A 26,130-nucleotide genomic window follows, 5' to 3' on the forward strand; every position below is an offset into this window, starting at 1 on the left:
GCTCAGGGTCCACGACGAGCACGAGCGCCGACGCGCCCCGCGCCAGCCCGTACGCCAGCCGGTCCACCACCGACAGCGCCCGCTCCTCGCCCGCCCGCGCCGCCTGGAAGATCTCCTCGGAGTCGCGCCCGTCACGGCCGAGCACGACGGACATGTCCTCCCATCCGGCGAGCGGCAGCCGGCCCAGCTCGCCCGCGCTCCCGCTGCGCCCGGCCCGCAGCCGGCCGTCGAGCAGCAGCCCGTGCCCGGCCCGGTAGCCGGACAGCACGTACACCAGGTCGTCCACGTGCCGGGCGCTGCCGCGCCAGTGCTCGGCGACGGCCGCCAGGTTGGCGTCGTTGGCGGCGAAACCGGGGCAGCCGAACCAGCGGCCGACGTGCCCGGCGAGGTCGAGCCCGGTCCAGCCGGGGATCAGGTGGGACACGCTCACCCGGCCCGAGCGGTCCACGACGCCGGAGGTGCCGGCCGTGGCGGCCCAGACGCTGCCGCGCGCGACCCCGGCCGCGCACGCGGTGGCCGCCTGCTCGGCCAGCGCGAGGCGTTCGGGGGCAGGGAGGTGCTCGCCGACGTCGAGGCGCCGCTCGGCGAGCACGTCGCCGTTCAGGTCGGCCAGCATGGCGAGGATCCTGCTGGGGCCGATGTCGACACCGATCACGTGTCCCGCGTCGGCCCGGAAGCGGAAGCGCCGTGCGGGCCGGCCGGCGCCGCCCTCGGTGGGCGCGGCCTCCTCGGCGAGGCCCCGCTCGGTCAGATCGGCGATCGCCACCTCGGCGGTCTGCCGGGACAGGCCGGCGGCGCGGGCGAGCTGGGTGAGCGTCTGCGCGCCCCCTTGCCGCAGGGACTGCAGGGTGGCGCGGGTGTTGAGCCGGCGGAGGAGCGCGGTGTCGTTAGATACACCGGGTGTTTTCATAACCCCCCTTGACTGTTCTGTTGGGTGAACCCTAGCTTTACGTCGCGACTTCTCATAATTGGAGAGTAATCGTGATGCGGCAAGTCAGCCTTGCCCTCGTGGGCGCGGGCGCCCGGGGGAGCAGGTACACCACCTATGCGACGCGGGACGGGCGGGCGCGGCTCGCCGCCGTCGCGGAGCCGGATCCGCGACGGCGGGCGGACACGCTCGCCGCCCACCCCGGAGCGCTCGCCTTCGAGGACTGGCGTGAGCTGGCCGCCCGCCCCCGCCTGGCCGACGCGGTGATCATCGCCACCATGGACGCCGACCACGTCGAGCCGGCCGTGCGCTTCGCCGAGCTGGGCTACCACATCCTGCTGGAGAAGCCGATGGCCGTCCGGCTGGAGGACTGCCGGCGGATCATCGAGGCGGCGGAGAAGTCGGGCGCGATGTTCGCCGTCTGCCATGTGCTGCGCTACACCCCCTACACGCGGGCCGTGAAGCAGCTGCTCGACAGCGGCCGGATCGGCGAGATCGTCAGCATCGAGCACCTGGAGCCGGTCGGCTGGTGGCATCACGCGCACTCCTATGTGCGGGGCAACTGGCGGCGTACGGACGAGGCCACGTTCATGCTGCTCGCCAAATCGTGCCACGATCTCGACTGGCTCACGTACATGATCGGCCGCCGGGTCAGCCGGGTCTCGTCGTTCGGCGGGCTCAAGCACTTCACGGCCGTCAACCAGCCAGAGGGCGCGGCCGACCGCTGCCTCGACTGCTCGCTGGCCGAGCAGTGCCCGTACGCGGCCCAGCGCATCTACCTGCCCTATGTCGGCGGCCCCGACGACTGGCCGCTGAACGCCCTGACCGCCGACCCGAGCGAGGAGGGCGTGCTGCGCGCCCTGCGCGAGGGCCCGTACGGCCGCTGCGTCTACGCCTGCGACAACGACGTGGTCGACCACCAGGTGGTGAACCTGGAGTTCGACGGCGGCGCGACGGCGTCGTTCACGATGACGGCCTTCTCGCCCAAGGCGCCGCGCAAGACGCGGATCTTCGGCACCCGGGGCTCGATCGACGGCGACGGCGTCATGCTCGCGGTCACCGATTTCGTGACCGGCGAGACGGAGGTCGTCGACACCCACGCCCCCAAGGACGGGCACAGCGGCGGCGACGAGGGCCTCGTCACCGCCTTCCTCGACGCGGTCGGCGGCGTGGACCCGTCGGCGATCCTCTCCGATCCCAAGGAGAGCCTGCACAGCCATGAGATCGCGTGGGCGGCCGAGGAGGCCAGGCTCACCGGAACGGTCGTCACCATCCCCCTCAAGGAGCAGCCATGACCCGATCATTCGTGCTCGCCGGCGCGCTGACGCTGGCACTGGCCGCCACCGCGGCGTGCGGCGGCGGCGAGGAGCCCGCCGCGGCGGACGGGCGCGGCCCGATCACGCTGACCGACACGCAGAGCCACGAAGAGGCCAGCAGAAAGATCATCGACGCCTGGAACGCCGCCCACCCCGACGAGAAGGTGACGCTGGACATCCAGCCGAAGGACGCCGACAGCCAGCGCCAGCGCCTGATCAACAACGCACAGACGAAGTCCGACGCGATGGACGTCATCATGCTGGACGCGGTGTGGACGGCCGAGTTCGCGGCCAACCGCTGGGTGGACGAGCTGCCCGCCGACATGGTCAAGGCCGACGAGCTGCTCGCGCCCACCCTCGAGACCGCGAAGTACCGCGGCAAGCTCTACGCGATGCCCTGGCTGACCGGCACCGGCCTGCTCTACTACCGCAAGGACCTGGTCGAGAAGCCGCCGACGACGTGGGCCGAGATGAAGGAGACCTGCGAGGAGGTCCTGCCGAAGCAGGAGGGCATGTCCTGCTACGCCGGCCTGCTCGACAAGTACGAGGGCCTGACGGTCTCGTTCGCCGAGGCCGTGCAGTCGGCCGGCGGCACCGTCGTGGACGACTCCGGCACCCCCACCCTGGAGACCGACGCCGCCAAGGCGGGCCTGAACTTCCTCGTGGACGGCCTCAAGGCCGGCCTGATCCCCGAAGAGGGCATCACCTTCAAGGAGGACGAGGTCAAGAACGCCCTCCAGAGCGGCAAGGTGCTCTTCGCCCGCAGCTGGGCCTCCCTGTACGGCACCGCCAACGCCTCCGACAGCCCCGTCGCCGGCAAGGTGGACGTCGCCCCCATCCCCGGCCTGAACGGCCCGGGCAGCGGCGTGCTCGGCGGCGCGAACCTGGCCATCTCCGCCTTCTCGAAGAACAAGGCCACAGCCAGGGACTTCCTCGCCTTCTTCACCTCGCGCGAGCAGACGAAGACCTGGGCGACGATCAACAGCACCCCGGTGGCGCACACCGTCCTCTACGACGACCCAGACCTCGTCGCCAAGTACCCGTACCTGCCCTCGCTGAAGGAGGGCATCATCAAGGCCAAGGCCAGGCCGGTCGCGGTCAAGTACGGCGACGTGACGGCGGCGATCCAGAACGCCGTCTACCCGGCGCTGACCGGTGAGACGACTCCCGACCAGGCGCTGTCGGGCCTGCAGCAGCAGCTGGCGGGGCTGCTCAAGCAATGAGGCGCGGCGCGCGGTGGTTCGCCGCACTGATGATCTCCCCGACGCTGCTCGTGCTCGCCCTGGTCGTGATCTACCCGCTGCTCTCCGCGGCCCGCGAGTCGATGTACGTCCGCGGCGAGGGCCTCGACGCCGACGGCTTCGTCATCGAGGGGGAGCGGTTCGTCGGTCTGGCGAACTACGCCGGTCTGGTCGGCGAGCGCTTCGTCAACGCCTTCGCCAACACGACCGTCTTCACCCTCGCCACGGTCGCGCTGGAGACCGTGCTCGGCGTCGCGATGGCGCTGGTCATGCACGGCGTCCTGCGCGGCCGGGGCCTGGTGCGGGCGAGCATCCTCATCCCGTGGGCGGTGCCGACGGCCATCTCCGGCCTCATGTGGCGGTGGGTGTTCCAGGCCGACGGCGTCGCCAACGCGATCATCGGCGAGAAGATCCTGTGGACCACCGAGGGTGTGCAGGCCAAGCTCGCCGTCATCATCGCCGACACCTGGAAGACCGCGCCGTTCGTCGGTCTGCTGGTGCTGGCCGGGCTGCAGATCATCCCCACCATGGTGTACGAGGCGGCGAAGGTGGACGGCGCGTCGGCCTGGCAGACGTTCTGGCGCATCACGCTGCCGCTGGTGAAGCCGGCGCTGGTGGTGGCCGTGCTGTTCCGCATCCTCGACGCGCTGGCGATGTTCGACCTGCCGTTCGTGATGATCGGCCGGGGCAAGTTCTCCGTCGAGACGCTCTCCGCCCTGGTGTGGGACGAGGCCACCCAACTCCGGTACGGCCCGGCGGCGGCGTACGGGATCGTGCTCGTCGCCTACATCGCCGCGATCGTGTTCGTCTTCGTCCGGTTGCTCGGCGCCGACCTGCTCGCCGACGCGCGATCGAGGAAGGGGCAGGCGTGAAGCGGACCCTCGCCGCCGGGCTCATCGTGGTGTACTGCCTGGCGCCGTTCTACTGGATGGTCGTCTCCAGCTTCCGCCGCACGTCGGACATCTTCTCCACCACGCCGTGGCCGTCGCCACCGTCGCTGGAGAACTACGCGGCCGTCTTCGGCGGGCACAGCGACTTCGGCCGGGCGCTGCTCAACAGCCTGATCGTCTCCGGCGCGACCACCGCGCTCACGCTGGTCTTCGGCGTCTGCTGCGCGTACGCGCTGGCCAGGCTGCACTTCCGCGGCAAGAACCTGGTGCTCGGCCTGATCATCGGCACCTCGATGTTCCCCGGCGCGCTGCTGATCGTGCCGCTGCTGAAGCTCTTCACCGAGCTGGGCTGGATCAACACCTACCACGCCATGATCGTGCCCAGCATGTCGTTCGCGCTGCCGCTGGCCGTCTGGACGCTCACCGCGTTCTTCCGGCAGATGCCGCACGAGCTGGAGCAGGCGGCCACCATCGACGGCTGTACCCGCTGGGGTGCGTTCCGGCGGGTGATCCTGCCGCTGGCGGCGCCGGGCGTGTTCACCACGGCGATCCTCGCGTTCTTCGCCACCTGGAACGAGTTCATGATCGCCCTGACCATGATCAGCAAGGCGGACATGCAGACCGCCACCGTACGCGTCGCCCAGTTCGGCGGCGCCTCCGACTTCGACACGCCGTTCGGCACCCAGATGGCCGCCGGCGTCATCGTCACCATCCCCCTCGTGATCCTCGTCCTGGTCTTCCAGAAGCGGATCGTCGCCGGGCTCACGTCCGGCGCGCTCAAGTGATCAGAAAGGAACCCCCCATCATGAGCATCAGCAGGAGAGGTCTGCTCGGCGCGAGCGCGGTCGCGGCGGCGGGCGTCGGACTGGCCGCCGTCCCCGCCTCGGCGAGCGTGGAGAAGCGCCGGATCAAGCGCGGCGTCCTGCGCGTCGCCTCCTTCAACATCCACTACGGGGCCGGCGTCGACAACGTCTTCGACCTGGAGCACACCGCCGAGATCATCGAGTCGATCGACGCCGACGTCGTCGGCCTGCAGGAAGTCGACAGGTTCTTCCGCCCGCGCAGCAACTGGCTCGACACCCCGGCCGTGCTGGCCAAGATGCTCGGCATGCACCAGGCGTACGGCCCCAACATCGACCTCGATCCCCTGGAGCCCGGCCGGCCGCGCCGTCAGTACGGCTGCGCCTTCCTGTCACGCTGGCCCATCCTCGAGTCGCTCAACACCCGCCTGCCGCAGTACGAGGGCAGCGAGCCGCGCGGCCTGCTGGAGGTCGTCGTCGACATCCAGGGCAGGCGCCTGCGCCTGGGCAACTCCCACATGCAGCACACCAGCGACGCCGAGTGGCAGGAGCAGGCCGACGCCATCGCGGCCCGGCTCGACCGGTCCGCCGAGCCGGTGGTCTTCCTGGGCGACACCAACGCCGTGCCGACCTTCCCCGGCATGAGCACGTTCACCGACCGCTACGACGACGTGTGGGCCAAGGTCGGCGTCGGCGACGGGCTGTCGGCGGCCGACACCTGGCGCTTCGACTACGTCTTCGTGCCCAAGGGCTCCGACGTGCGCTCGGCCTGGCTGATGAGCACGGACGTCTCCGACCACCTGCCGCTCGTCACGGACTTCCTGCTGCCGTGAGATCACCCGCGCTCCTCGCCGTCGTCCTCGGCCTCGCGCTGACCGCCACCCCGGTGCGGGCCGACATCGGCGACCACTGGGTGGACGCCTGGGCCACCTCGCTGCACCGCTCGTCGGCCGCCGCCGTGCCGCCCACCTACGATGACCAGACCATCCGCATGGTCGTCCGCATGCGCGGCGGCGGCAACGCCGTACGCGTGCGGCTGTCCAACGCCCACGGCGACCGGCCGGTGACGTTCGGCGCGGTCACGGTGGCGCTGCGGGAGAGCGGCGCCGCCCTGGCCGAGGGGACGCTGAGGAAGGCCGCCTTCTCCGGCGCGCCCTCCGTGACCGTCCCCGCGGGGGAGGTCGTGGACAGCGACCCGGTCCGCCTGCGCGTCCTGGAGGGTCAGGACCTGGCGGTCAGCGTGTACGTGCCCGAGGCCACCGGACCGGCGACCTGGCACCGCTCCGCCGTCCAGACCAACTACCTGTCCGCGCCCGGCGACCACACCGGCGACCTCGACGGCGGCACGTACCCGGCAACCGTGCGCAGCTGGCTCTTCCTGGACGCGGTCGCCGTCACGCACGGCCCGGCCCCTGGCACGCTGGTGGCCGTCGGCGACTCCATCACCGACGGCTCCGGCACCGCGGTCGACGGCTTCGAACGCTGGCCCGACCACCTCGCGGCCCGCTTCGCGGCCGAGCAGGGACGCCACCCCGCCGTGGTGAACACCGGCATCGGCGGCAACCGCGTACGCACCGACACCGCCCAGGACGGTCAGAGCCTGCTGAACCGGCTCGAACGCGACGTGCTCTCCCGCTCCGGCCTGACCCACGTCATCCTCCTGCACGGCGTCAACGACCTGCGCGACCGCGCGACGGCCGACCAGCTCATCGCCGCCTACCAGGAGGTCGTCGACCGGGTGCACGCCCGGGGCGCGAAGATCTACGGAGGGACGATCACCCCGTTCAAGGGCGGCTCGGCCCACACGGCCACCGCCGAAGCCCACCGCCAGGCCGTCAACGCCTGGATCACCACCAGCGGCGCGTTCGACGGCGTGATCGACTTCGCCGCCGCCGTGGCCGACCCCGCCGACCCGCAGGCGCTCGACCCCGCCTACGACCGCGGCGACCACCTCCACCCGAACGCCGCCGGCTTCGCCGCCATGGCGCAGGCCGTCGACCTCTCCCTGTTCCGCTGAACCCGCCCGTCACCTCTCCAGGATGATCGTCGCCCGTCGTGCCACGGGCGACGATCGTCCTGGGCCGCCGCTCCTGGAGAAACGCGGCGTCAGGCCGGGTGCGCACCCCATCGGTCGTGATGGAGGACGGCGGCCAGCGGGCGCCGTCGTCGCCAGCCGTGCCGTTCCAGGTCAGGGGTCTCTTCGAGGTGGGTGACCGGGCCGAGGCACAGCCAGGCGACCGGGCGGATCCCGGTGGGGATGCCGAGCAGGTCCTGGACGAAGGGCTCGCGGTAGAACGACACCCAGCCGACGCCGAGCCGTTCGGCGGTAGCGGCCAGCCACAGGTTCTGGATGGCCAGGCACACCGAGTACAGGCCGGCGTCCGCGATGGCGTGACGGCCGAGCACCGCGGGGCCACCCCTGTCCGCGTCATAGGTGACCACGACGGACAGCGTCGATTCGAGCACCCCATCGATCTTGATTCGGGCGAACCGCTGGGCGGCCTCACCGTCGAGGGTGGCGGCGAAGGTGGCCCGCTCGTGCTGCACGTGGTCGTGGAAGGCGCCGCGGAGCCGGACGTCGCGTACCACGAGAAAGTCCCATGGCTGGGACAGCCCGACGCTGGGCGCGGCGTGCGCCGCCGACAACACGCGGTGCAGCACCTCGTCCGGCACGGGCTCGCCGGTGAACTGGCCGCGCACGTCGCGACGGCGGTGGATGACATCGTAAAGCTGATTGTTCAAGGCAGGCTCCCGCTGCGTCGCGCCCCTGGCGGGGCGGTGGGCGCGAGGCCGGTCTTCGGACTCCCGGATCAACGCCTGACCGCCCGCCTTCCCAGCCCTCGGGGGCCAGTGGCTGTGCTTCGCACGTGGGCGGCGGCTTCCCGGTCACCGCGGCGGGCCCGTGCCGGGATCACACCGGCTTCCCGATTCTCCTCGCGACCGCGAGGCACCTCGCAACGTCTTGCCAGGGGGTATCGTAACCGATCACCGAAGTCGCGCTGCTTGGGACGTTTCCGCCAACCGAACGGCCTTGTCGAGGTTCGCGTAGCCCGCAGGGACGGCCGGGACCACCAGGCGGGGCTGTCGGTGGCCGGGTGGCCGGCCTCCCTCGATCCGCCTCATGGTCGCGGTCCGCCGCCTACAGGGCCGACAGCAGTGCCGTCACCTGCTCCAGCGGCTCCTGGCCGATCGGGCGCACCGCGATCGTGTTCGCGCCGGCCGCCCACAGCGCCTTCACCTGCGCGGCCGCCTCCTGAGGAGTGCCGGAGGCCGTCGCCACGTCCTCCGGCGCGATGTCCAGGAAGCCCGCCTGCCCCTCCACCAGCGATCTGTCGACCTCGCCGCCGGTGTGCAGGTAGGTGAAGACCACCAGCTCGTGGTCGCCGTCCGCGCCGATCCGCTCGACGATGCCGGGCAGATCGGCGGGCCCCACGCCCTCGGGCACGATCGTGCCCTGCGCCACGCGGCCCGACAGCGCCAGCGAACGCGGCCCCTTCACCCCGGCCAGCACGGGCGGCGGCACCGTCGGCGGATGCACGAGCGACACCCCGTCGAGCCGCACCGCCCTGCCGTCGAGGGTGACCGTCTCGCCCCGCAGCAACGCCCGTACGGACGTGATCGTCTCCTCCAGCAGGGCCAGCGGCGACGGGACGGCCGCGCCCACCTGGCGCATCCACTCCGGGACGCCGTGCCCGATGCCGGCGGCCAGCCGGCCGGGGTGCAGGCGGGCCAGGTTGGCCAGCTCCATCGCCAGCAGCATGGGGTTGCGCAGCGGCGCGGGCGTGATGCCGATGCCGACGCGCAGCCGCGAGGTGACGGCCAGCGCCGTGGCCGCCGCCGAGATGCCGCCCGTCCAGCCGAGGTCCTCGACCACCCACAGATCGTCCACGACCGTCTCGTCGAGCGCCCGCGCGAACGGGACCAGCCGCTCGGGCGGCAGATCGCGGTCGAACATGACTCCCAGCCTCATGGTGCCCTCCAGTAGTAGCGGAACAGCCGCCCGGTCTCCGAGTACCCGGCGCGCAGGAAAGCGGCGGCGGTCGGCACGTTGCCGACGTCGGTGCCGGCGATGACGCGTTCGACGCCGGCCTCGGCGAGCGTGCGGGTGCCCCTGGCCAGGAGGTCGTCGACGTAGCCTTGACCGCGGTGCTCGGGGACGACGCCGATGTAGGCGATGGAGCGGTCGTCGGGGGCGACCAGTCCGACGGGGTAGTCGTCGAGGTAGCCGATGACGAACCAGTCGGGCCCGGCCTTGCGGTTGACCAGGTCGTCGTACACCCAGCGGGCCTCGTGCTCGGCGCCGACCCTGGCGACCTCGGTGCGCGTGTCGTGGTCGAGCGAGCCCTCGGAGATGCGGACGAGGAGGTCGATCACCTCGGACGGGTCCATCCGGCGCGCCGGCCGGTACGTCAGCCGGCCCCGGTCGTCGGGCAGGTCGTCGGGCAGGTCGCCGCCGGCCGCCCATGCGAGCAGCAGCCGCTCGACCTCCATGACGAACCCGGCCCCGATCAGGGCCTGGTGCGCGACGGCGCGATCGGCGGCGGGGGTGAGCCCCGGCTCGAGTGAGATGTCGTGGATCGTCTTGGCCACCCCCATCTCCTGGAGGCTCCGGCGCAGCAGCGCGGCGGCGGCCTCGGGATCGGGGCCGGGGTCGAACTGCCAGACGAGCACCGGGTCCGCGCCTCGGTAGGGGGCCCAGTAGGCCAGGTGGGCCCGCCCTTCGGCGAAGCACCACTCGGGGCGGGTCCGGCCGCCTTCGCAGGCCGCCCGGAGCTGGGAACGCGCAGGCTCGGGGAACCGGTCGATCAACGTGAAGCCCTCCGCGCGTGAGGGGGCGCTCCCGCGAGTGCCCGCGATGACCTGACCATGCTCTCGCAGGTTCGGCACATCTCGCGCCGGGTCAGGCAGCGTCGGCCAGTGACGCGTGCGCCTCGCGAAGGGAATCGCTCGTCTCGAAGTGGCGGTCGAGGTTGGTGATCGTCAGCAGGTGGCGGATCATGCCGGGCGCGAGCACCAGGATCATCCGGCCGCGCTGGCGCCGCACCTGGTTGAGCGTGGCCACGAGCACCCCGAGCCCGACCGAGTCGCAGAACGGCACCTCGGTGAGGTCGAGCACCACCTTGAGCGGATCGGCGGCGGTCAGCACCTGTTCGAGCTCGGCCCGCAACCGGGGGGCTCCCGCCACGTCGAGGTCGCCCACGACGTGGATCACCGTACAGGGGTCCTCTCGCCAGCACCTGACCACCATGGGACTCACCTGCCCGACCCGCCGAAAGTTATGCTCATTTCTTACATATGTTCTGCATTGCCGTTTTAGTCGTTGGTGTAACACTCGGCTTGGCGGTTGGTGCGGAAGTGGGCTTTTGCTGGCGGACTTTCAGCTGGTCGGAGCCGAGAACGAGCTCGATGCCGTCGATGTCCACTTCGCGGAGCTCGGCGCCTGGAATGGCCTCGGCCACGACTTTCGCCGATTGTTCCAAACCCGCGCCATAACGGATGACCGTTTTGCGGTAATCCTTCTGATTTGTGTTTCCGGGCTGCCCCGGCACCTTGAACCCGTACGCGACCAGCGCCGTCTTCATGCGCGCGGCCAGGCCCGTGATGAGGGTGCCGTTCTTGACCTTGAGCGAGATCTGTCCCGGCGCGGGCGGTGACGGCTTGGCCGACGCCGCCGCCGGCGGCGAGGCCACGGCGGTCGGCGTGGGCCGCGCCGGGTCCTGGTCGGCGTCGATCTTGGCGAACATGTCGCGGGCCGCCCGCTTGTCCCACAACACCGCCGACTCGCCGGTCGGGGTGCGGAAGTCGACGTCGGCCAGCGGCACGTCGGCGAACGTCACGTCGTCGAGGGAGACGTCGCGCAGCTGCGTGGCCAGCCCCAGCAGGCCGTCGCCGGGATCGACCTTGACCGTGCCGAGCGTGCTGTTGACGAACGAGGCCAGCTTGGCCGGGTTGGCCAGCGTGTCGGCGCTCAGCGCCCGGTTGAGCAGCGCCGAGATGACCTGCTGCTGCCGGTCGATGCGGTCGAGGTCGGAACGGGCGGTGGCGCGGGTGCGGGCGTAGTAGAGCGCCTGCACGCCGTCGAGCTGGTGGGTGCCGGCCGGCAGGTTGAGCGCGATCTTCGTGTCGTTGATCGGCACGGGCGTGCACACCGTGACCCCGCCGAGCGAGTCGACCACGTCGATGAAGCCGAGGATGTTGACCTCGATGTAGCGGTTGATCTCCAGCCCGGTGGCCGCCTCGACGGCTTCCTTCGCCAGCTTCGGCCCGCCGAACTGGTACGCCGAGTTGATCTTGTGCTCGCCCTTGCCGGGGATCGTCGTCCAGGTGTCGCGCGGCAGGCTCACCACGGTCACCTTCTTGTGGTCCTCCGACAGGTGGACGACCATCATGGTGTCGGTTCGCTGGCCGGACTCGCGACCCAGCTTGAGACGGTTCTGCTGCTCGCGGGTGAGGTCGTCGCGCTTGTCGACGCCGACCAGCAGGATGTTCTCGGCGCCGCGCGAGACGGCCGCCACGCCGGCGTCGACCGTGCCGATCTGGCGCGGGGTCGCCCACACCACGCCCGTGGCGACCAGGACGGCCGCCGACAGGAACCCGGCCACCAGCACGTTGCGGCGGCGCGCCCGGGCGCTCCTGCGCGGCCTGCGGGCGCGGACGGGTGCGACTTTGACGCCGCCGTAGGCGTCGCCGCCCACGAGCACACCGTCGTCCTCCCCGTCCGGGTCGCGCATGCAATCCCCCTCATGTCACCCCGGAGGATCGGGCCTTCGATTGCCCTCCTCCCCTGCCCGTACAGTAGCGTGAGCCCCGCCATGAAGCAGTTCCCCGACTCGCCGCACGCGCCCGCGCAGACGCGCGGCTGGCCCCCTATTTCCGTCGTCATGCCGGTCCTCAACGAGGAGCGGCACCTTCGCGAGGCCGTCGATCAGGTCCTCGCCCAGAACTACCCAGGCGAGATCGAGGTCGTCCTCGCCGTGGGTCCTTCCCGAGACCGCACCCAGGAGGTCGCCGACGCCATCGCGGCGGCCGACCCGCGGGTGGTCGTCGTGCCCAATCCCACCGGGCGCACGCCCAACGCGCTCAACGCGGCGATCGCCGCCTCCCGCAACGGCGTCATCGCCAGGGTCGACGGGCACGCCATGCTGCCCCCCGACTACCTGCGCGTCGCCGTCGAGACGCTGGCCGAGACCGGCGCCGACAACGTGGGCGGCATCATGGCGGCCGAGGGCGTCACGCCGTTCGAGAAGGCCGTCGCCTGCGCGATGACGTCCAAGATCGGCGTGGGCGCGGCGGCCTTCCACGTGGGCGGCACCGCCGGCCCGGCCGACACCGTCTACCTCGGCGTCTTCCGCCGCTCGGCGCTCGACCGGGTGGGCGGCTACGACGAGCACTTCCAGCGTGCCCAGGACTGGGAGATGAACCACCGCATCCGCCAGACGGGCGGCCTGGTGTGGTTCCAGCCCCGCATGCGGGTCACCTACCGCCCGCGGCCCAACGTCAAGGCGCTGGCCAAGCAGTACTTCCACTACGGCCGCTGGCGCCGGGTGGTCGCCCGCACCCACGAGGGCACGATCAACCTGCGCTACCTCGCGCCGCCCGCCGCCGTGCTGGCGATGCTGCTCGGGCTGGTCGTCTCGCCGTTCTTCCCGCTCGGCCTGATCGTCCCGGGCGGCTACGCCGTCGCGATCGTGGCCGGCTCGGTGCTGACCGGCCGCGGGCTGCCCGTGTCGGCGTGGCTGCGGCTGCCCCTCGTGTACGCGACCATGCACTGCTCCTGGGGCTGGGGCTTCCTCACCAGCCCGCGCAAACTCGCCCGCCCGTCGGGCTAGGACCCCGCGAAGACCCGCTCGATCGCCGCGTTGAAGCGGGTCATCGCATCGGGATACTCCGGCCCGAGCAGATGGTTGCGCAGCTTGATGCGGGCTCTGGCCAGGGTGTCCTCGCCGGCGAGGAAGTCGGCGAGCCCCGACAGGTCGGGGCCGATCAGCGCGCCCGCCTCGGTGCTGGGATAGCGCTCGTGGAAGGCGCGCTCGGACAGCCCCGCCACGTTCGTCACCGCGTACGGCTTCTCGCTGGCCAGGAAGTCGGTGACGACGCTGGAGATGTCGCTGATCAGCAGGTCGCTCTCGTTGAAGCAGTCGTACAGCGTGGGCTCGTCGCCGGTGACGATCAGATGCCTGATGCGCGGCGTGTCGCCCTCCGCCCGGGAGGGGTGACGGGCCTTCGACTTGGCCAGCTCGGCCGCCTCGATCATCGAGACGATCTTCCGGTGCGCCCGCAGCGCGCTCTTGTCGCGGTGGCCGGTCAGCGGGTGCGGCTTGTAGACCACGCGCACGACCGGCCGGTGGTCGAGCAGCGCCCGCACGATGCGCGGGCCCATGGTGATCAGCGAGGTGTGGAACAGGTCGTCGTTCCAGCCCTCCCACGTGGGGGCGTACAGGACGGTGCGGTACGGCAGCCCCGGGCCCTCCGTCGAGATGCCCTCCAGCTGCGGCCGGCCGACCTCGTGGATGTTCTCGTCGCGCACCCCGACCTTGGCCCGCCGGTAGCGGTCGCGGCCCGCGGGCCCGGCCACCCACACCTCGTCGTACACCCGCGAGAACGGGTTGAACGACGCCTCCTTGTCGCTGTCGCCGTGGTTCAGGAACACGCTACGCAGGGTCGGGATGCGCAGCATGTGGACGTTCCTGCCGACGTTGGCGACGTAGAAGCAGAGCTTGGCGCGGGACAGGGCGCGGAAGCTCATCAGGTCGGCCGAGGAGGGGATGCAGAGCATCGGCAGCGTGGTGTCCTCCAGGTGGGCGGCCATGCCGCGCTCGCGCAGGATGACGATGGCCCGCCGGTCGATCCGCTCCAGCGTGGGCAGCCACATCCGGGCCTGGTAGGCGGCCTGGGTGGCACCCGAGAAGTACAGGACGACCTCGGGACGGTACTTCTCGACCTGCTCGCCGATGACCTCCATCACGCGCGCCTTGTCGGTGAGCGGCACGGCCCGGCGTACGTACGGGATCATCGCGAGCGCGCCCGCCGCGCCGGCCACGATCGCCAGGCCCGCGCCGAGCGTGGCCGGCACGGCCCCGAAGACCGCCCCCAGCACCGGCAGCGCGTCGAGGTAGAGGAACGGCAGGCTGGCCGAGCTGCGCAGCGGCCACGGCGGCATCCTGGGGATGCGCAGGGCGGAGACGTCGAGGTTGCGGGTGGTCACCGGCATCCGGCTGAGCATCTGCCGCAGCCGCATGGCCAGGCCCGTGTGCGCGGCCCGCACCCCGTGGATCGCGAGCACGCCCGCCGCCAGCGCCACGAACCACGGCGAGTCGGGCCCGGCCGTCCTGGCCACCAGCAGCAGCGCCAGGGTCTCGCGGACCGCGAAGCGCAGCGTCGTGCCGAGGTGCACCTTGGCGAGCAGCTCGGGCAGCGGGCGGCCGGCCCGGGGCGCGACGTATTCGACGGCGTACGAGATCGCCGCGACCGCCCCGAACACCACCGGGGCCGGCCAGAGCGCCGCCACCAGCAGCACGGGATAGCAGGCGAGCAAGGCCGCGATCACGATGAGTCTCCTCATGTGATCGCACGGTAACAACCCGCGGGTCAAGTGGCGTCCACGCCACCGTCTATCACTTGCCCCGATAGGTCGGAGATGAGGATGTCAAGTGAGGTCTGAGCGGCGTGGAGGGGAGAGGAGCCGGTATTGACGCAGTTGACCCGGATGCCGTCGGCGGCCCATTCGCGGGCCAGTGCCCTGGTCAGCGCGGCCACCGCGGCGGCGCACGACTCGTGCACCGCGCCGGAACCGGGCGGCACCAGCAGCAGCAGGCTGCCGCGCAGATGGGGCCGGGCGGCGCGGGCCGCGTTGAGCGCACCCAGGTGGGCGGAGCCCACGACGTCGGCGAGGAGCTCGCCGCCCGCCCGCGTCAGGCCGTCCGTGTGACCCGCGCCCGCCGCGACGACCACGTGGTCGACCGCGCCTCCGTCGTCGAGCGCCTTGGCCACCGACGTGTGGTCCGCCACCCGTACGCCGTCGGCCGCCGTCAGCGCGCGCACGCGGGCGCCGCAGCCCGCGGCCTGCCGGGCGACCTCCGCCGCGACCTCGGACCCGCCGAGCACCACGAGGGAGCTGCCCGCGAGCGCGCCCCTGTCGCCCGGCGGGACGGGCGCGGGCAGCCCGAACAGCAGCTCCGCGATGTGCAGGTCGGCGGGGTGGGTGACCTTGATGTTGTGCTCGCTGCCCGGCACCAGGTGGATCGGCACCTCCGGCAAGTAGCGCAGCACCACGCCGCAGTCGTCGGTCGCGGGCCGTGACGCGAACCCCGGGTCGGCCATCGCCCGCTCGTACGCCTCGCGGATCACCGACAGCCGGAAGCACTGCGGTGTCTGGCTGCGCCGCAGCCGCGAGCGGTCGAGCACCTCGCCGATCACCTCGCCGTCGGCGACCGGCTCGGCCACCAGGACCGTGTCGGAGCTCGGGATCGCCACGTTGACAGCCGTATGGGTGGCCAGGGCCCGCACGCACTCGGTGATGATCCGCGGCTCCACGAGGGGGCGTACGGCGTCGTGCAGCAGCACGTTGCACTCCTCGTCGCCCAGGGCCCGCAACGCCCGCCACGTGCTCTCCGTGCGGCTCTCGCCGCCGTCGACGACCTTGCTGACCTTGCGGTAGCCGCCCCTGGCCACGATCTCGCGCACCTGGTCGGCGTAGCCGGGTGTCATCAGCACGACGATCTCGTCGATCTCGGGCGCCGCCTCGAACACGGCCAGCGAATGCTCGATGATCGACCGCCCGGCCACCTCGACCAGCTGTTTGGGCGTCGCCAGCCCGACCCGCCGCCCCACGCCGCCCGCGAGGAGCACTCCTACCGACCGCAGCCGTGAATCCATACCGGCAGCGTAACGGTGCTGTTCCGTGATATCGCGTTGACCGGTCGCTACGCTGGCTACGCACCCCCCAAGTCCACGCACTCCACCCCGACCGGGAGGAGATCTGCGCTTTGCCCGACTCACTGATCCACGGGAGCACGACCACCTCGGCCGTGCTGCTCGCCACGACTCCCGCCTGCAGGCTCCTCAGCGGCGACGGCACCCTGCTCGACCGGCTCGGCGACCAGCTCGCCGCGCTGCCCGTCCGCGACGTCCAGGTGGTGAGCCCGGGTGGTGGCCTCGGGGCCGACCTGCGCGGCGTCGCCGAGATCGCCCGTGCGGCCGGGGGCGCGCTCGCCGTGCTGCCCGCCGATCTGGTGGCGCACACCGAGGCGCTCGCGACCGTGCTCGAACACCCCGCGCGCGACACCTGCGCGCTGGTCTCCCACGACGCCGCCGCCGCGCCCATGCGGCCGCCCGTACGCGTCGAGGGAGGCAAGGTCGTCGCCGCGGGCAGCTCGTTCCACCTCGTGCCCGAGGCGAACGGCACGTTCAGGGGCGTGCTGCAGGCCGGCGAGGCCGACCTGGCCTCGCTCGCCGACGTCGCCGAGGAGCTGGCGGAGCTGGCCGACACGGGCAAGCTCGGGCCGGTCACCCCGGTCGAGGCGGTCGACCTGCTGCTGGTCGGGCTGGTCAGGTCGGGCGTGCCCGTGCGGGCGGCGGGCATCGGGCGGCTGCACGCCGACCGGGTGACCGGCCAGAACGCCGCCGACGCCGCCGTCACCCGGCTGGCCGAGGTCGACGAGGCCCAGGTCAAGCTCGACGCCTCGGTCAAGGAGGACGACGGCTTCTTCGCCACCTTCTTCGTCTCCTCCTGGACCCGCCATCTGATCAAGCCCCTCGTCCGGCTCAGGGTCACGCCGAACACCGTCACCGGCATCTCGGTCGCCGTCGCCCTGCTGGCGGCCGTCTGGTTCTCCGCCGGCACCCACGGCGGGCGGCTGACCGGGGCGGTGCTGCTCTACCTGTCGTTCGCGCTCGACTGCCTCGACGGCCAGCTCGCCCGCTACACCCGGACGTTCTCGCCGCTCGGCGCGTGGGCCGACGGCATGGGCGACCGGCTCAAGGAGTACGCCGTCTACGTGGGCCTGGCGGCCGGATTCGGCGGCTCGGGGATCTGGTACCTCGCGGTGGCCGCGATGATCCTGCAGGTCGTCCGGCACGCCCTCGACTACACCTACGCCGGGGCCGCCGCCGACGCCGTCCGGGTCGGGGCCGCGTGGGGCAGGCCCGCGCGCTCCCTGCTGGAGACCCGTGACACCCGCGGCACCGCGTCGGGCGTGCTCGGGCTCGCCCAGCGGCTCGAACGCGACACGGTCGCGCGCTGGCTGAAGAAGATCATCGTGCTGCCCATCGGGGAACGCATGGCGCTGATCGCCGTCACCGCGGCGGGCTGGAACGCCCGGGTCACGTTCCTCGCTCTGCTCGGCTGGGGCGGCGTGGCGGCCCTCTACCAGCTCTCCGGACGGATCGCGAGGTCGGCACGGTGATATCGGTCCAGATGACGCCCGTCCCCGCCAGCACGGTGGTGGCCTACCGCGACGACGGGCCGCTCTCGCGCGCCATGGGCCTGCTCGTGGCCGGGCAGCTCCCGCCGCTGCCGCCGGTGCTGGCCGGCATGTTCGTCACCGGCGTGCTGCTGCTCATCGGCGTGGCCGGGGCCGACGGCCTCGCGGTGTTCGCCCCCACCGTGACGCTGCTGCTGGCCGGACCCGGCAGCTCGCACGCCCACGACGGCAGGCTCGACTGGCTCGTGCCGCCGATCCTGCGGCTCATCGAGTACGCCTTCCTCGCGGCCTGCGGCTTCGCCAACGGCGTGCACCCCGTGCTGATCTCCCTGCTGCTCGGCGCGCTCGCCTTCCGCCACTACGACCTCGTCTACCGGCTGCGCCAGCGCGTCTATCCGCCGCAGTGGCTGGCGACCGCCGGGCTCGGCTGGGATGGCAGGATGATGATCGTCTCGTTGTTCGCCCTGGCCGGCTGGCTGACCGGCGGCTACGTGCTGCTCGCGCTCTACCTGTGGGCGTTGTTCGGCTGGGAGAGCCTGACATGCTGGCTCGCCGCGCCCCGGATCGGCACCGAGACCGCCGAAGCGGGAACGCAAGACTAACGGCGGATTACCCGCAGAAGTGCCAAAGGCGAATACTCTTTGGGCCTACAGAGACGCTCGACTGAGGAGTGCACGTTGCTGGGAATGGTGCTGGCCGCTGGGGCCGGACGACGCCTGCGGCCGTACACCGACACGCTGCCCAAGGCGCTCGTGCCGGTCGACGGAGAGACCACGATCATGGACATCTCGCTGCGCAACCTGGCCGAGGTGGACCTGCGCGAGGTCGTGGTGGTCGTCGGGTACGCGGCGCAGGCCGTACACGAGCGTAAGGACGACCTGGAGAAGCGGCACGGCGTCAAGCTCACCCTCGTGCACAACGACAAGGCCGAGGAGTGGAACAACGCGTACTCCCTGTGGTGCGCCCGCGACTACTTCGCCCAGGGGGCGCTGCTGGTCAACGGCGACACCGTGCACCCGGTCTCGGTCGAGAAGACGTTGCTGTCGGCCCCCGAGACGAGTGACATCCTGCTGGCCGTCGACAACGTCAAGAAGCTGGCCGACGAGGAGATGAAGGTGACGCTCTCGCCCGAGGGCTCGCTGCGGCGCATCACCAAGCTGATGGACCCGGCCGACGCCTACGGCGAGTACATCGGCGCCACGCTCATCCGCCCCGGCGCGGCCGAGCGCCTGGCCGACGCGCTCAAGGCCACCTACGAACGTGACCCCCAGCTCTACTACGAGGACGGCTACCAGGAGATGGTCGCGCGCGGGGAGGTCATCCACGCCGCGCCCATCGGCGAGGTCGACTGGGTCGAGGTGGACAACCACGACGACCTGGCCAAGGCCCGCACGATCGCCGTCCGTTACTGAGGGGCGCGCATGCCGCTTCTAGCCAGGATGCTGCCGGCCCCCCTCACCATGGACGTCAGGAGGGGCGCGGTCGCGCAGCTCGGCGCTCTGCTCGCCGACAGCCGCGTGGCGACCTCCGGCCGGGTCGCCGTGGCCGTCGGGCCGGGCCAGGGCGACCACATCGAGAGCCTCATCGCCCCCACGCTGGGCGAGGCGGAGGTGTTCCGGGTGGCCGACGGCACGGTCGACGCCGCCGTCTCGCTCGGCGCCGACCTGCGCAAGGGCGCCTACGAGGTCGTGGTCGGCGTCGGCGGCGGCAAGACCATCGACGCGACGAAATACGCCGCCTCGCTCGCCGGCATCCCCATGGTCGCCGTGGCCACCAACCTCTCCCACGACGGCATCTGCTCGCCCACGGCCTCCCTCGTGTACGAGGGCGGCAAGGGCACGTTCGGGGTGCCGATGCCGCTGGCCATCCTGGTCGACCTCGACTTCGTGCACAACGCGCCCGAGTCGCTGGTCAGGGCCGGGGTCGGCGACGTGGTGAGCAACCTGTCGGCCATCGAGGACTGGCAGCTCGGCAACGTCGAGCGCGGCGAGCCCATCGACGGGCTGGCCTGCTCGATGGCCCGCACCGCAGCCGAGGCGCTCATCGGGCGCACCGACTCCATCGAGTCCGACGCGTTCCTCACCGTGCTGGCCGAGTCCCTGATCCTGTCGGGCATGTCGATGGTCGTCGCGGGCTCGTCGCGGCCCGCGAGCGGTGGAGATCATGAGATCCTTCATGCCGTGGATCAGCTCTTCCCCGGCACCTCCAACCACGGCGAGCTCGCCGGCATCGGTGCCGCCTTCTGCTTCTTCCTCAGGGAGGACGAGGCCCGGGTCAAGCAGGTCGTCGACTGCCTGCGTCAGCACCGGCTGCCTGTCGTCCCCGGCGACATCGGGCTGACCGGCGAGCAGTTCGCCGAGGTCGTCGCCCTGGCCCCGGCCACGCGTCCCGGCCGTTACACGATCCTGGAGCACCTGCGCATGCAGGACTCCGAGATCCGCGATCGGGTGGGGGACTATGTCCGGGCCTTCGGTAGCTGAGCTGCGGCAGGTGGCCCAGCCGGCGGGCCACCTCGAACGCAAGAACGGCGAGCACTGGGCGGGCGTGCTCTACATGCGGCGCCTGTCCATCTACGTCACCTGGCTGATGACCAAGACGCCGGTCACGCCCAACCAGCTCACCTGGGTCATGACGGTGGCGGGCGTCGTCGCCGGGGTCGTCCTGGCGCTGCCGGGGCTGTGGGCGGTCGTGCTGGCCGCCCTGCTCGTGCAGGTCTACCTGCTGCTCGACTGCTCCGACGGCGAGCTGGCCCGGTGGACGGGCAAGACCTCGCTGACCGGGGTCTACCTCGACCGCGTCGGCGCCTACTTCACCGAGGCGGCGCTGCTGGCCGGGCTCGGCTGGCGGGCGTCCGCCGTTCTACCGGATTGGTATACCGTGCTCGGCTTCGCGGCCGCGCTCGGCGCCATCCTGATCAAGGCCGAGACCGACCTGGTCGACGTCGCACGGGCCAAGGGCGGGCTGCCGGCCGCGAGCGAGGCGTCCGTGGCGCAGTTCCGCTCCGGGCTGCTCAGCCTCGCGCGGCGGATCGTGGCGGCCACGAAGTTCCACCGCATCATGCAGCCCATCGAGTTGTCGCTGCTCGCGGTGGTCGCGGCGGTGATCGACGCGGTGCTCGGCGACCTGACGGCGACCCGCGTTCTGGTGGTCGCCTGCGTGGTCGCCGCCGGGGTGCAGGCGGTGCTGCATCTGGTCAGCATCCTGGCTTCGCGGCGGCTGGCCTGATCATGGCGGAACCGCAGGCGGCCCTCGTCCGTCGTATTGATCGGACGTTCGCCGTTCGGTGGGGGTTCACTGCCGGTTCCGATACGCTTAGCTTCACCATCCAGACCATGCAGACCAGCAGACTCGGTGATCATGAAAGAATGCTCCGCTCGTGTCCTCAACGCGTCAGGACGATGATTCGTTGAAGATTTCGTGCGTCATCCTCACCATGGGCAACCGGGTCGCGGAGCTGAACCGGGCGGTCGAGTCCGCGCTCAACCAGGTCGACGGCGACGTCGAGGTGGTGATCGTTGGAAACGGAGCCGACGTGCCCGAGGTGTCGGCGACGCCACCCGAAGGCTCGGCCGCGGTCGTGAAGTCGATCAGGCTGGAGCAGAACACGGGCATCCCCGCCGGCCGCAACCGGGGCGTCGAGGAGTGCTCGGGAGACGTCGTGCTGTTCCTCGACGACGACGGCTGGTATGCCAGCCAGAAGGTCGTCGCCCACGTGCGCGACCGCTTCGCCACCGAGCCTGATCTCGCGGTGCTCTCCTTCCGGGTGATGGACCCAGAAGGCGGCATCGGCCAGCGCCGCCACGTCCCGCGGCTGCGGGCCGGCGACCCACAGCGCTCTTCGCCGGTCACCACGTTCCTCGGCGGCGCCTCGGCGATCAGGCGCTCGGCGTTCCTCCAGGTGGGCGGGCTGCCGGAGAAGTTCTTCTACGCCCACGAGGAGACCGACCTGGCCTGGCGGCTGCTGGGCGAAGGCTACCGCATCGAGTACGACGCCGAGACGGTGATGTACCACCCGCAGGTGCCGCCGACCCGGCACGCCGACTTCTACCGGCTCAACGCCCGCAACCGCGTCTGGCTGGCCCGCCGCAATCTGCCGTGGCCGCTGGCCGTCCTGTATCTGACCAACTGGATCGTGCTCACGCTGATCCGCGAGCGCGGCACCAGCGGGGCGCTCAAGGCCTGGTTCGCCGGCTTCTTCGAAGGGCTGCGCACGCCGGCCGGTGAGCGCCGTCCCATGGCCTGGCGCACCGCCTGGCGCATGGTCAAGCTGGGCCGCCCGCCGATCGTCTAGGTCTCGAGCGCCTCCCCGAAGGTCAGCTGGGCATGCGAGACGGTCGTGGTGAACGTCGCCCGCCGGGGCAGCCCGAGCTCGCTCAGCTCCTTGGCGATGGGGTGGTTGCCCAGGCGGATCAGCGCGCCGCCGGCCCGCAGCCGGGCGCCGCGCACGCGTACGGACCACGGCACGCGCCTCGTGACCCCTTCGCGGTGGGTGTAGGCGGCGAACGGCGCCACGACCGCGCCGCCCGGCACGGGCACGCCCGGCTTGATCAGCATGTCGAGCACCAGCCGGCCGTCCTTGCGCAGCACGCACCGTTTGTACGGTGAGTTCAGCCGCAGGTCGATGTCGGCCAGCTCCTTCGGGAACCCCCACAGCGTACGGCCGGCCTCCAGGGTGAACGCCTGGTCGACCGGCAGCCAGTGCACGAACAACCCCGCCTGCCGCAGGTCGGCCGGCCCCTTGGAGCCGGTCGTCCCGGGCGGGCGGATCAGGAAGGCCATGCCGAACTCGTGGTAGGCGTCGAGGTCGCCGTCGCGGTAGTCGATGAACAGCAGCACGCAGACGGCCTTGCCGGGCAGCACCTCGGCCACGTCGAGCCCCGAGTACGCGATCACCGCTCGGGCGGCGTCGGCGCGTACCGGATAGAAGGCGCCGCAGACCTCGGCGTCCCGCACCCGCACCGGCATGCCCACCGTCCTGCCTTGGATCAGATGCGATGCCATGGCACCAGTACATCAACCGGTCCGGCCTGTGACCATCTCCCCCCGGGTGCCGTCTAGGTGTGATGTGACCATTGGAAGAACACGGGGGGCGCCATCATCGAGGAGCTGTATCGCGAGCACTGGCCGCTCGTGTGCGGGTTCCTCCTGCGCAGGACCCGTGACCCCCATCTCGCGGAGGACCTGGCCCAGGAGACGTTCGTCAAGGCGACCAGGGCGCTGCTGGGCTGGCGCGGGGAGAACCCGGCCGCGTGGCTGCTCAGGATCGCCCGCAACGTCCTCATCGACCACGTCCGCCGCGCGCGTCGTGAACTCGCCCTGCCCGCCCCGGAGGAGCTCGGGGTGCCGCCGCTGCACGTGGCCTCGCTCGACGTGCGCGACGCGCTGGAACGGCTGCCGGAGCGGCATCGCCGGCTGCTCGTGCTCGTCTACTTCGAGGGTTTCTCGCTGGCGGAGGTGGCCGCGATGACCGGCAGGAACCACGCCTCGATCAAGACCGCCGTGTGGCGCGCCAGGACCGCCTTCGCCGAGATCTACGGAGACCAGAATGACTGATGATTTTCCAGAAATGCCGGACTTTGATGTGAAGCTGACCAGGCGGGCGGTCCGGCGGGGGCTCTTCAGGACGGCGTCCGTCGTGCTCGCGGTCCTGCTGGCGCTCGCCCTCGCCGCCACGGTGGGGTCGAGGCTGGTGCAGACGCGCGGCGACCGGGAGCAGCGGATGACGGACGTGCTCGGCACCGCCTTCAAGCTGTACAACCCGGCCTACCAGGTCGTCGTCGCAGCGTGCTGCGCGACCACGCCGGCGTCGATGTCGTTCGAGGTCACCGCCGCCCCGCTGCGCGCCGCCACCGGGCCCTGGGCGGGCGGCGGCGCGTACACGATCAGTCAGGACCTCTTCGGGCGCGTGGGGCGCCTGCCGCTGGGCCACACGGCGGGCACCAGGCTCTCGCTCGCGCTGTTCAACGTCGGCGGCGCGCTCGCCCCCAAGGACGAGGTGCGCAAGGTGCTGGCCAGGCTGCCTGACGGGCTCAACGCGCTGGCGGTGGTGGAGTTCGCCGCGCCGCTCGCGCCGGACGCCCTGAAGGGCTTCCTGAAGACGTACGACAGGTGCGCGGACAAGGTCGTCTACGAACGCAGGACGAGCGCGCTGCCCGTCACGTGGGGCGCCGGCACCTGGGACCGCGGAGAGGTCGCCGAGGGGAAGGAAGGGTGCGGCGTCGACCTGGGCAACTTCCGGAAGTGGGCCGGACTGCTCCGCGAGCACGACGACGCGAACCTGCGCCGGTTCGACCTGTCCCTCGACCGGCTGCGTACGGCCGCGCGCGACGGCCTGGCCTACGCGTACGTGGACCAGCTCGTCGCGATCGGGACGCTGCGCCGGATCATCGAGGACCCGCGCGTGCGCACCGTCCGGCTCGCGGACGTCGCCTTCGACCTCGACCGGCCCAGCGGCCCACGGTGACGAACTCGTCGGGCCCGTGGTAGAGCCTTGCCGTGCGGGCGGCGGTCCGGGTGGCCGAGCAGCTCGTGAAGCCGCCGCTCGGCCGACCCGTCCCGCTCCATCCCGGCCACCGTCCGGCTGACCGTCCGGCTGACCGCCGGGCCCGACCGGGCGGGCCGCTCCTCCATCGCGTCGTACCGCTCAGCGCGGGATCTCGGCGGTGGCGGTCAGGACCGCGCGGGCGAGGATGTGGCCGGACATGGTGAAGCCCAGGTAGGCAGGAGTGGCTTCGGCCGGGACGCCGATGTGCTCGACGTCCAGGGCGTGCACCACGATGAAGTAGCGGTGAGGGCCGTGGCCGGCGGGCGGTGCGGCGCCGATGAACCGGGCCACGCGGACGTCGTTGGGCAGCTGGAAGGAGCCTTCCGGCAGGCCCGAGCCGGCATCGTCGCCGGCGCCCTCCGGCAGCTCGGTGACGGTGGCGGGGATGTCGGCCACGGCCCAGTGCCAGAATCCGGAGCCGGTGGGGGCGTCCGGGTCGTAGACGGTCACGGCGTAGCTCTTGGTGCCCTCGGGGGCTCCGCTCCAGGACAGGTGCGGGGAGACGTCCTTGCCACCGGGGACACCGGCGGACATCTGCTCAAGGGGCAGGGGCGCGCCGTCGGTCACGGTCGTGCTGGTGACGGTGAAGACCGCCGCCTCGGGGAGGCGGGCGAAGGGGTCGTTGCCGGTCATGACGTACTTCTTTCCGTGGAACGGTTGGCTACAGCGATCGATCGTAACAGGCATAATCGATTATTTGGCCGCGCCGTTAGTATGTGGCCGTGACTCAGACGGACCGCGGCCCTGCCTTGTCGGGCAAGCAGATGCTTTCGGAGCAGGTTCACGCCCGGCTTCGGGCGGCCATCCTGCACGGGGCCCACGCTCCGGGAGACGCACTCAAGCCGCAGGAGCTGGCCAAGGAACAAGGGGTCAGCCTCGCCGTGGTGCGCGAGGCCCTGGTGCGACTGGTGGGGGAGGGGCTCGCCGACCGGCTGCCCAATCGCGGCTTCGCCGTGCCGGCCTTCTCCGATCGCCGCTGGCAGGAGCTCACCGAGGCCCGGCTGACCATCGAAGAGCCCATGCTGCGCATGTCGGTCGAGCGTGGCGACGTCGAGTGGGAGGCCCGCGTACGCGCCGCGCACCACAGGCTGGCGCGCACCCCGGCGTTCGCGCCCGAGGAGGGCGAGTACTGCAGCGACGCCTGGGCCGAGGCCCACCACGGCTTCCACCGCACCCTGCTGGAGGGCTGCGGCAACTCCGTCCTGCTCGACACCTTCGACCGGATGTGGACGGCGAGCGAGCTGGCCCGCCGCTGGTCCGGCCACCGCACGCCCAGCCGTGCGCCCCGCGACGAGCACCGTCGCCTTGAGGAGGCCGCTCTCGCCCGCGACCCCGCCGCCGCGGCCGCGGTTCTCGTCCGGCATCTGAGCCTCACCGCGGCGGCGCTGTCGCCGGACCGGTACTCCTGAGCCGGCGCGTCAGACGGCCAGGGCGTGGGCGGCCAGACCGGCCCAGGACTCCGCCTGGCGGGCGAAGGCGGCGGCCTGGTCGGGCCAGTGGTGGCGCAGCCGGGCCTCGGCGTGGCCGAGCGCCCCGAGCTTGACCCGCCGCGCGGGGTTCTCCTTGAGGTCGAGAACGGCGTTCAGCACGGCGTCCACGTCGAGGGGCACGACGAGCCCGCAACCGACGGGCTCGACCAGCGGGGCGCCCGGCGGGGTCGTGATGACCGGCAGGCCGCGGCCCATGTAGTCCATGATCTTCGTGGGTGGTGTCCGAACGGTGTCGCGGGCCAGCGACAGCCCGGCCAGCGCGCCCTCGGCCATGCGCAGGGCGTGGCGGTTGGGCACGTAGCCGAACCAGTCCAGCAGGCCCACGCGCTGGGCGTCGCGCAGCAGGGGGCGCACGCCGGGGGCCGCCGCGCCGATCACGTCCATCCGCACGCCGTACGGGATCAGGCGCTCGGCCAGGCCGACCAGCTCGTGCACCCCGCGCTCGGCCGACAGGCGGCCGATGTGCACGACCCTGGTGTCGCCGGGGAGGGGCGGGCTG

At 71.7% G+C, this 26,130-nt stretch carries 27 protein-coding genes and 1 riboswitch; of the genes, 16 read left to right on the plus strand and 11 right to left on the minus strand.

Features of this window, described 5'->3' with window-relative positions; all coding sequences use genetic code 11:
• A partial coding sequence (locus E1286_RS30720; RefSeq protein ID WP_132618045.1) for an ROK family protein occupies positions 1–910 on the minus strand: 910 nt, incomplete at its 3' end.
• Positions 911–984: 74 nt separating this feature from the next.
• Between E1286_RS30720 and E1286_RS30725 the strand changes: the two genes are divergently transcribed.
• Genes E1286_RS30725 through E1286_RS30750 form a run of 6 tightly spaced genes read left to right on the plus strand, consistent with a single transcriptional unit; the run spans position 985 to position 7,192 of the window.
• On the plus strand, positions 985–2,223 hold the full coding sequence (locus E1286_RS30725; RefSeq protein ID WP_132618046.1) for a Gfo/Idh/MocA family protein: 1,239 nt from the start codon (positions 985–987) through the stop codon (positions 2,221–2,223).
• Complete coding sequence (locus E1286_RS30730; RefSeq protein ID WP_132618047.1) at positions 2,220–3,467, plus strand: ABC transporter substrate-binding protein; 1,248 nt, start codon at positions 2,220–2,222, stop codon at positions 3,465–3,467. The genes E1286_RS30725 and E1286_RS30730 overlap by 4 nt, the downstream gene beginning before the upstream one ends.
• Positions 3,464–4,357, plus strand: a complete 894-nt coding sequence (locus E1286_RS30735; protein ID WP_132618048.1) for a carbohydrate ABC transporter permease — start codon at positions 3,464–3,466, stop codon at positions 4,355–4,357. The genes E1286_RS30730 and E1286_RS30735 overlap by 4 nt, the downstream gene beginning before the upstream one ends.
• Positions 4,354–5,160: a carbohydrate ABC transporter permease gene (locus tag E1286_RS30740; RefSeq protein ID WP_223190557.1), complete on the plus strand. Its 807-nt coding sequence runs from the start codon at positions 4,354–4,356 to the stop codon at positions 5,158–5,160. The genes E1286_RS30735 and E1286_RS30740 overlap by 4 nt, the downstream gene beginning before the upstream one ends.
• Before the next feature lie 20 nt (positions 5,161–5,180).
• Entirely contained in the window at positions 5,181–6,008 is an 828-nt protein-coding gene (locus E1286_RS30745) for an endonuclease/exonuclease/phosphatase family protein (protein ID WP_132618049.1), read from the plus strand.
• Positions 6,005–7,192, plus strand: coding sequence for a GDSL-type esterase/lipase family protein (locus tag E1286_RS30750; RefSeq protein ID WP_132618050.1), 1,188 nt, complete (start codon positions 6,005–6,007; stop codon positions 7,190–7,192). Before E1286_RS30745 ends, E1286_RS30750 begins: the two co-directional genes overlap by 4 nt.
• An 89-nt stretch (positions 7,193–7,281) precedes the next feature.
• Here E1286_RS30750 and bluB read toward each other — a convergent pair whose 3' ends face one another.
• The 5 genes from bluB to E1286_RS30775 all read right to left on the minus strand — a co-directional run bounded on the left by bluB (position 7,282) and on the right by E1286_RS30775 (position 11,906).
• A complete protein-coding gene (gene bluB / locus E1286_RS30755; RefSeq protein WP_132618051.1) occupies positions 7,282–7,917 on the minus strand; it encodes a 5,6-dimethylbenzimidazole synthase in 636 nt (211 codons plus the stop codon).
• Between the two features lie 29 nt (positions 7,918–7,946).
• A riboswitch (cobalamin riboswitch) is annotated at positions 7,947–8,145 on the minus strand.
• 169 nt (positions 8,146–8,314) lie between these two features.
• On the minus strand, positions 8,315–9,145 hold the full coding sequence (locus E1286_RS30760) for an LLM class flavin-dependent oxidoreductase (RefSeq protein ID WP_246075365.1): 831 nt from the start codon (positions 9,143–9,145) through the stop codon (positions 8,315–8,317).
• Positions 9,142–9,984: a GNAT family N-acetyltransferase gene (locus E1286_RS30765; RefSeq protein ID WP_132618052.1), complete on the minus strand. Its 843-nt coding sequence runs from the start codon at positions 9,982–9,984 to the stop codon at positions 9,142–9,144. The genes E1286_RS30760 and E1286_RS30765 overlap by 4 nt, the downstream gene beginning before the upstream one ends.
• Before the next feature lie 91 nt (positions 9,985–10,075).
• Positions 10,076–10,387 (minus strand): STAS domain-containing protein, encoded by a 312-nt coding sequence (locus E1286_RS30770; RefSeq protein WP_246075367.1) that lies wholly within the window; start codon positions 10,385–10,387, stop codon positions 10,076–10,078.
• Between the two features lie 70 nt (positions 10,388–10,457).
• Entirely contained in the window at positions 10,458–11,906 is a 1,449-nt protein-coding gene (locus E1286_RS30775; RefSeq protein WP_132618054.1) for an LCP family protein, read from the minus strand.
• Between the two features lie 81 nt (positions 11,907–11,987).
• Here E1286_RS30775 and E1286_RS30780 point away from each other — a divergent pair, with 81 nt between their 5' ends.
• Entirely contained in the window at positions 11,988–13,004 is a 1,017-nt protein-coding gene (locus tag E1286_RS30780) for a glycosyltransferase family 2 protein (RefSeq protein WP_132618055.1), read from the plus strand.
• Here the strand turns inward: E1286_RS30780 and E1286_RS30785 are convergent.
• Positions 13,001–14,737: a CDP-glycerol glycerophosphotransferase family protein gene (locus tag E1286_RS30785; protein ID WP_246075368.1), complete on the minus strand. Its 1,737-nt coding sequence runs from the start codon at positions 14,735–14,737 to the stop codon at positions 13,001–13,003. The genes E1286_RS30780 and E1286_RS30785 overlap by 4 nt on opposite strands.
• 26 nt (positions 14,738–14,763) lie before the next feature.
• A complete protein-coding gene (locus E1286_RS30790) occupies positions 14,764–16,050 on the minus strand; it encodes a bifunctional cytidylyltransferase/SDR family oxidoreductase (RefSeq protein WP_132618056.1) in 1,287 nt (428 codons plus the stop codon).
• Between the two features lie 110 nt (positions 16,051–16,160).
• Between E1286_RS30790 and E1286_RS51455 the strand changes: the two genes are divergently transcribed.
• From E1286_RS51455 to E1286_RS30820, 6 genes are all read left to right on the plus strand, one after another.
• Positions 16,161–17,579, plus strand: a complete 1,419-nt coding sequence (locus tag E1286_RS51455) for a CDP-alcohol phosphatidyltransferase family protein (protein ID WP_281282782.1) — start codon at positions 16,161–16,163, stop codon at positions 17,577–17,579.
• Between the two features lie 11 nt (positions 17,580–17,590).
• Positions 17,591–18,199 (plus strand): DUF5941 domain-containing protein, encoded by a 609-nt coding sequence (locus E1286_RS51460; RefSeq protein ID WP_281282783.1) that lies wholly within the window; start codon positions 17,591–17,593, stop codon positions 18,197–18,199.
• 75 nt (positions 18,200–18,274) lie between these two features.
• Positions 18,275–19,009 (plus strand): phosphocholine cytidylyltransferase family protein, encoded by a 735-nt coding sequence (locus E1286_RS30805; RefSeq protein WP_132618059.1) that lies wholly within the window; start codon positions 18,275–18,277, stop codon positions 19,007–19,009.
• 27 nt (positions 19,010–19,036) lie between these two features.
• Entirely contained in the window at positions 19,037–20,077 is a 1,041-nt protein-coding gene (locus tag E1286_RS30810; protein ID WP_165969987.1) for an iron-containing alcohol dehydrogenase family protein, read from the plus strand.
• Positions 20,055–20,822, plus strand: a complete 768-nt coding sequence (locus E1286_RS30815; protein WP_132618061.1) for a CDP-alcohol phosphatidyltransferase family protein — start codon at positions 20,055–20,057, stop codon at positions 20,820–20,822. Before E1286_RS30810 ends, E1286_RS30815 begins: the two co-directional genes overlap by 23 nt.
• 181 nt (positions 20,823–21,003) lie before the next feature.
• Positions 21,004–21,888, plus strand: a complete 885-nt coding sequence (locus E1286_RS30820) for a glycosyltransferase family 2 protein (RefSeq protein ID WP_132618062.1) — start codon at positions 21,004–21,006, stop codon at positions 21,886–21,888.
• Here E1286_RS30820 and E1286_RS30825 read toward each other — a convergent pair.
• Complete coding sequence (locus tag E1286_RS30825) at positions 21,885–22,598, minus strand: acetoacetate decarboxylase family protein (RefSeq protein WP_132618063.1); 714 nt, start codon at positions 22,596–22,598, stop codon at positions 21,885–21,887. The genes E1286_RS30820 and E1286_RS30825 overlap by 4 nt on opposite strands.
• Before the next feature lie 105 nt (positions 22,599–22,703).
• Here E1286_RS30825 and E1286_RS30830 point away from each other — a divergent pair, with 105 nt between their 5' ends.
• Together E1286_RS30830 and E1286_RS30835 are read left to right on the plus strand one after the other, a co-directional pair.
• Positions 22,704–23,150 (plus strand): RNA polymerase sigma factor, encoded by a 447-nt coding sequence (locus tag E1286_RS30830; RefSeq protein ID WP_281282784.1) that lies wholly within the window; start codon positions 22,704–22,706, stop codon positions 23,148–23,150.
• Positions 23,151–23,163: 13 nt separating this feature from the next.
• Positions 23,164–24,060 carry a hypothetical protein gene (locus E1286_RS30835; RefSeq protein ID WP_132618065.1) on the plus strand — a complete coding sequence of 299 codons (897 nt, stop codon included), beginning with the start codon at positions 23,164–23,166 and terminating at the stop codon, positions 24,058–24,060.
• A 180-nt stretch (positions 24,061–24,240) separates the two neighbouring features.
• On the opposite strand, the gene E1286_RS30840 is transcribed toward E1286_RS30835, so the two are convergent.
• Positions 24,241–24,774 (minus strand): YbhB/YbcL family Raf kinase inhibitor-like protein, encoded by a 534-nt coding sequence (locus E1286_RS30840; RefSeq protein WP_132618066.1) that lies wholly within the window; start codon positions 24,772–24,774, stop codon positions 24,241–24,243.
• A gap of 89 nt (positions 24,775–24,863) precedes the next feature.
• Here E1286_RS30840 and E1286_RS30845 point away from each other — a divergent pair, with 89 nt between their 5' ends.
• Positions 24,864–25,550: a GntR family transcriptional regulator gene (locus E1286_RS30845; protein WP_246075369.1), complete on the plus strand. Its 687-nt coding sequence runs from the start codon at positions 24,864–24,866 to the stop codon at positions 25,548–25,550.
• Positions 25,551–25,559: 9 nt separating this feature from the next.
• Here the strand turns inward: E1286_RS30845 and E1286_RS30850 are convergent.
• Positions 25,560–26,130, minus strand: a 571-nt coding sequence (locus E1286_RS30850; RefSeq protein WP_132618067.1) for a glycosyltransferase, incomplete at its 5' end; no start/stop codon positions are given.

The organism is Nonomuraea terrae (genome assembly GCF_004348995.1).
GTDB lineage: Bacteria > Actinomycetota > Actinomycetes > Streptosporangiales > Streptosporangiaceae > Nonomuraea > Nonomuraea terrae.

Bases quoted from the DNA above. Each gene is read 5' to 3' on its own strand.
- E1286_RS30815 (WP_132618061.1), top strand. From the start codon at position 20,055: ATGTCCGGGCCTTCGGTAGCTGAGCTGCGGCAGGTGGCCCAGCCGGCG.
- E1286_RS30745 (WP_132618049.1), top strand. From the start codon at position 5,181: ATGAGCATCAGCAGGAGAGGTCTGCTCGGCGCGAGCGCGGTCGCGGCG.
- E1286_RS30840 (WP_132618066.1), bottom strand. From the start codon at position 24,774: ATGACCGGCAACGACCCCTTCGCCCGCCTCCCCGAGGCGGCGGTCTTC.
- E1286_RS30785 (WP_246075368.1), bottom strand. From the start codon at position 14,737: ATGAGGAGACTCATCGTGATCGCGGCCTTGCTCGCCTGCTATCCCGTG.
- E1286_RS30810 (WP_165969987.1), top strand. From the start codon at position 19,037: ATGCTGCCGGCCCCCCTCACCATGGACGTCAGGAGGGGCGCGGTCGCG.
- E1286_RS30735 (WP_132618048.1), top strand. From the start codon at position 3,464: ATGAGGCGCGGCGCGCGGTGGTTCGCCGCACTGATGATCTCCCCGACG.
- E1286_RS51460 (WP_281282783.1), top strand. From the start codon at position 17,591: ATGACGCCCGTCCCCGCCAGCACGGTGGTGGCCTACCGCGACGACGGG.
- E1286_RS30730 (WP_132618047.1), top strand. From the start codon at position 2,220: ATGACCCGATCATTCGTGCTCGCCGGCGCGCTGACGCTGGCACTGGCC.
- E1286_RS30825 (WP_132618063.1), bottom strand. From the start codon at position 22,598: ATGGCATCGCATCTGATCCAAGGCAGGACGGTGGGCATGCCGGTGCGG.
- E1286_RS30780 (WP_132618055.1), top strand. From the start codon at position 11,988: ATGAAGCAGTTCCCCGACTCGCCGCACGCGCCCGCGCAGACGCGCGGC.
- E1286_RS30790 (WP_132618056.1), bottom strand. From the start codon at position 16,050: ATGGATTCACGGCTGCGGTCGGTAGGAGTGCTCCTCGCGGGCGGCGTG.
- E1286_RS30775 (WP_132618054.1), bottom strand. From the start codon at position 11,906: ATGCGCGACCCGGACGGGGAGGACGACGGTGTGCTCGTGGGCGGCGAC.
- E1286_RS30725 (WP_132618046.1), top strand. From the start codon at position 985: ATGCGGCAAGTCAGCCTTGCCCTCGTGGGCGCGGGCGCCCGGGGGAGC.
- E1286_RS30760 (WP_246075365.1), bottom strand. From the start codon at position 9,145: ATGAGGCTGGGAGTCATGTTCGACCGCGATCTGCCGCCCGAGCGGCTG.
- E1286_RS30835 (WP_132618065.1), top strand. From the start codon at position 23,164: ATGCCGGACTTTGATGTGAAGCTGACCAGGCGGGCGGTCCGGCGGGGG.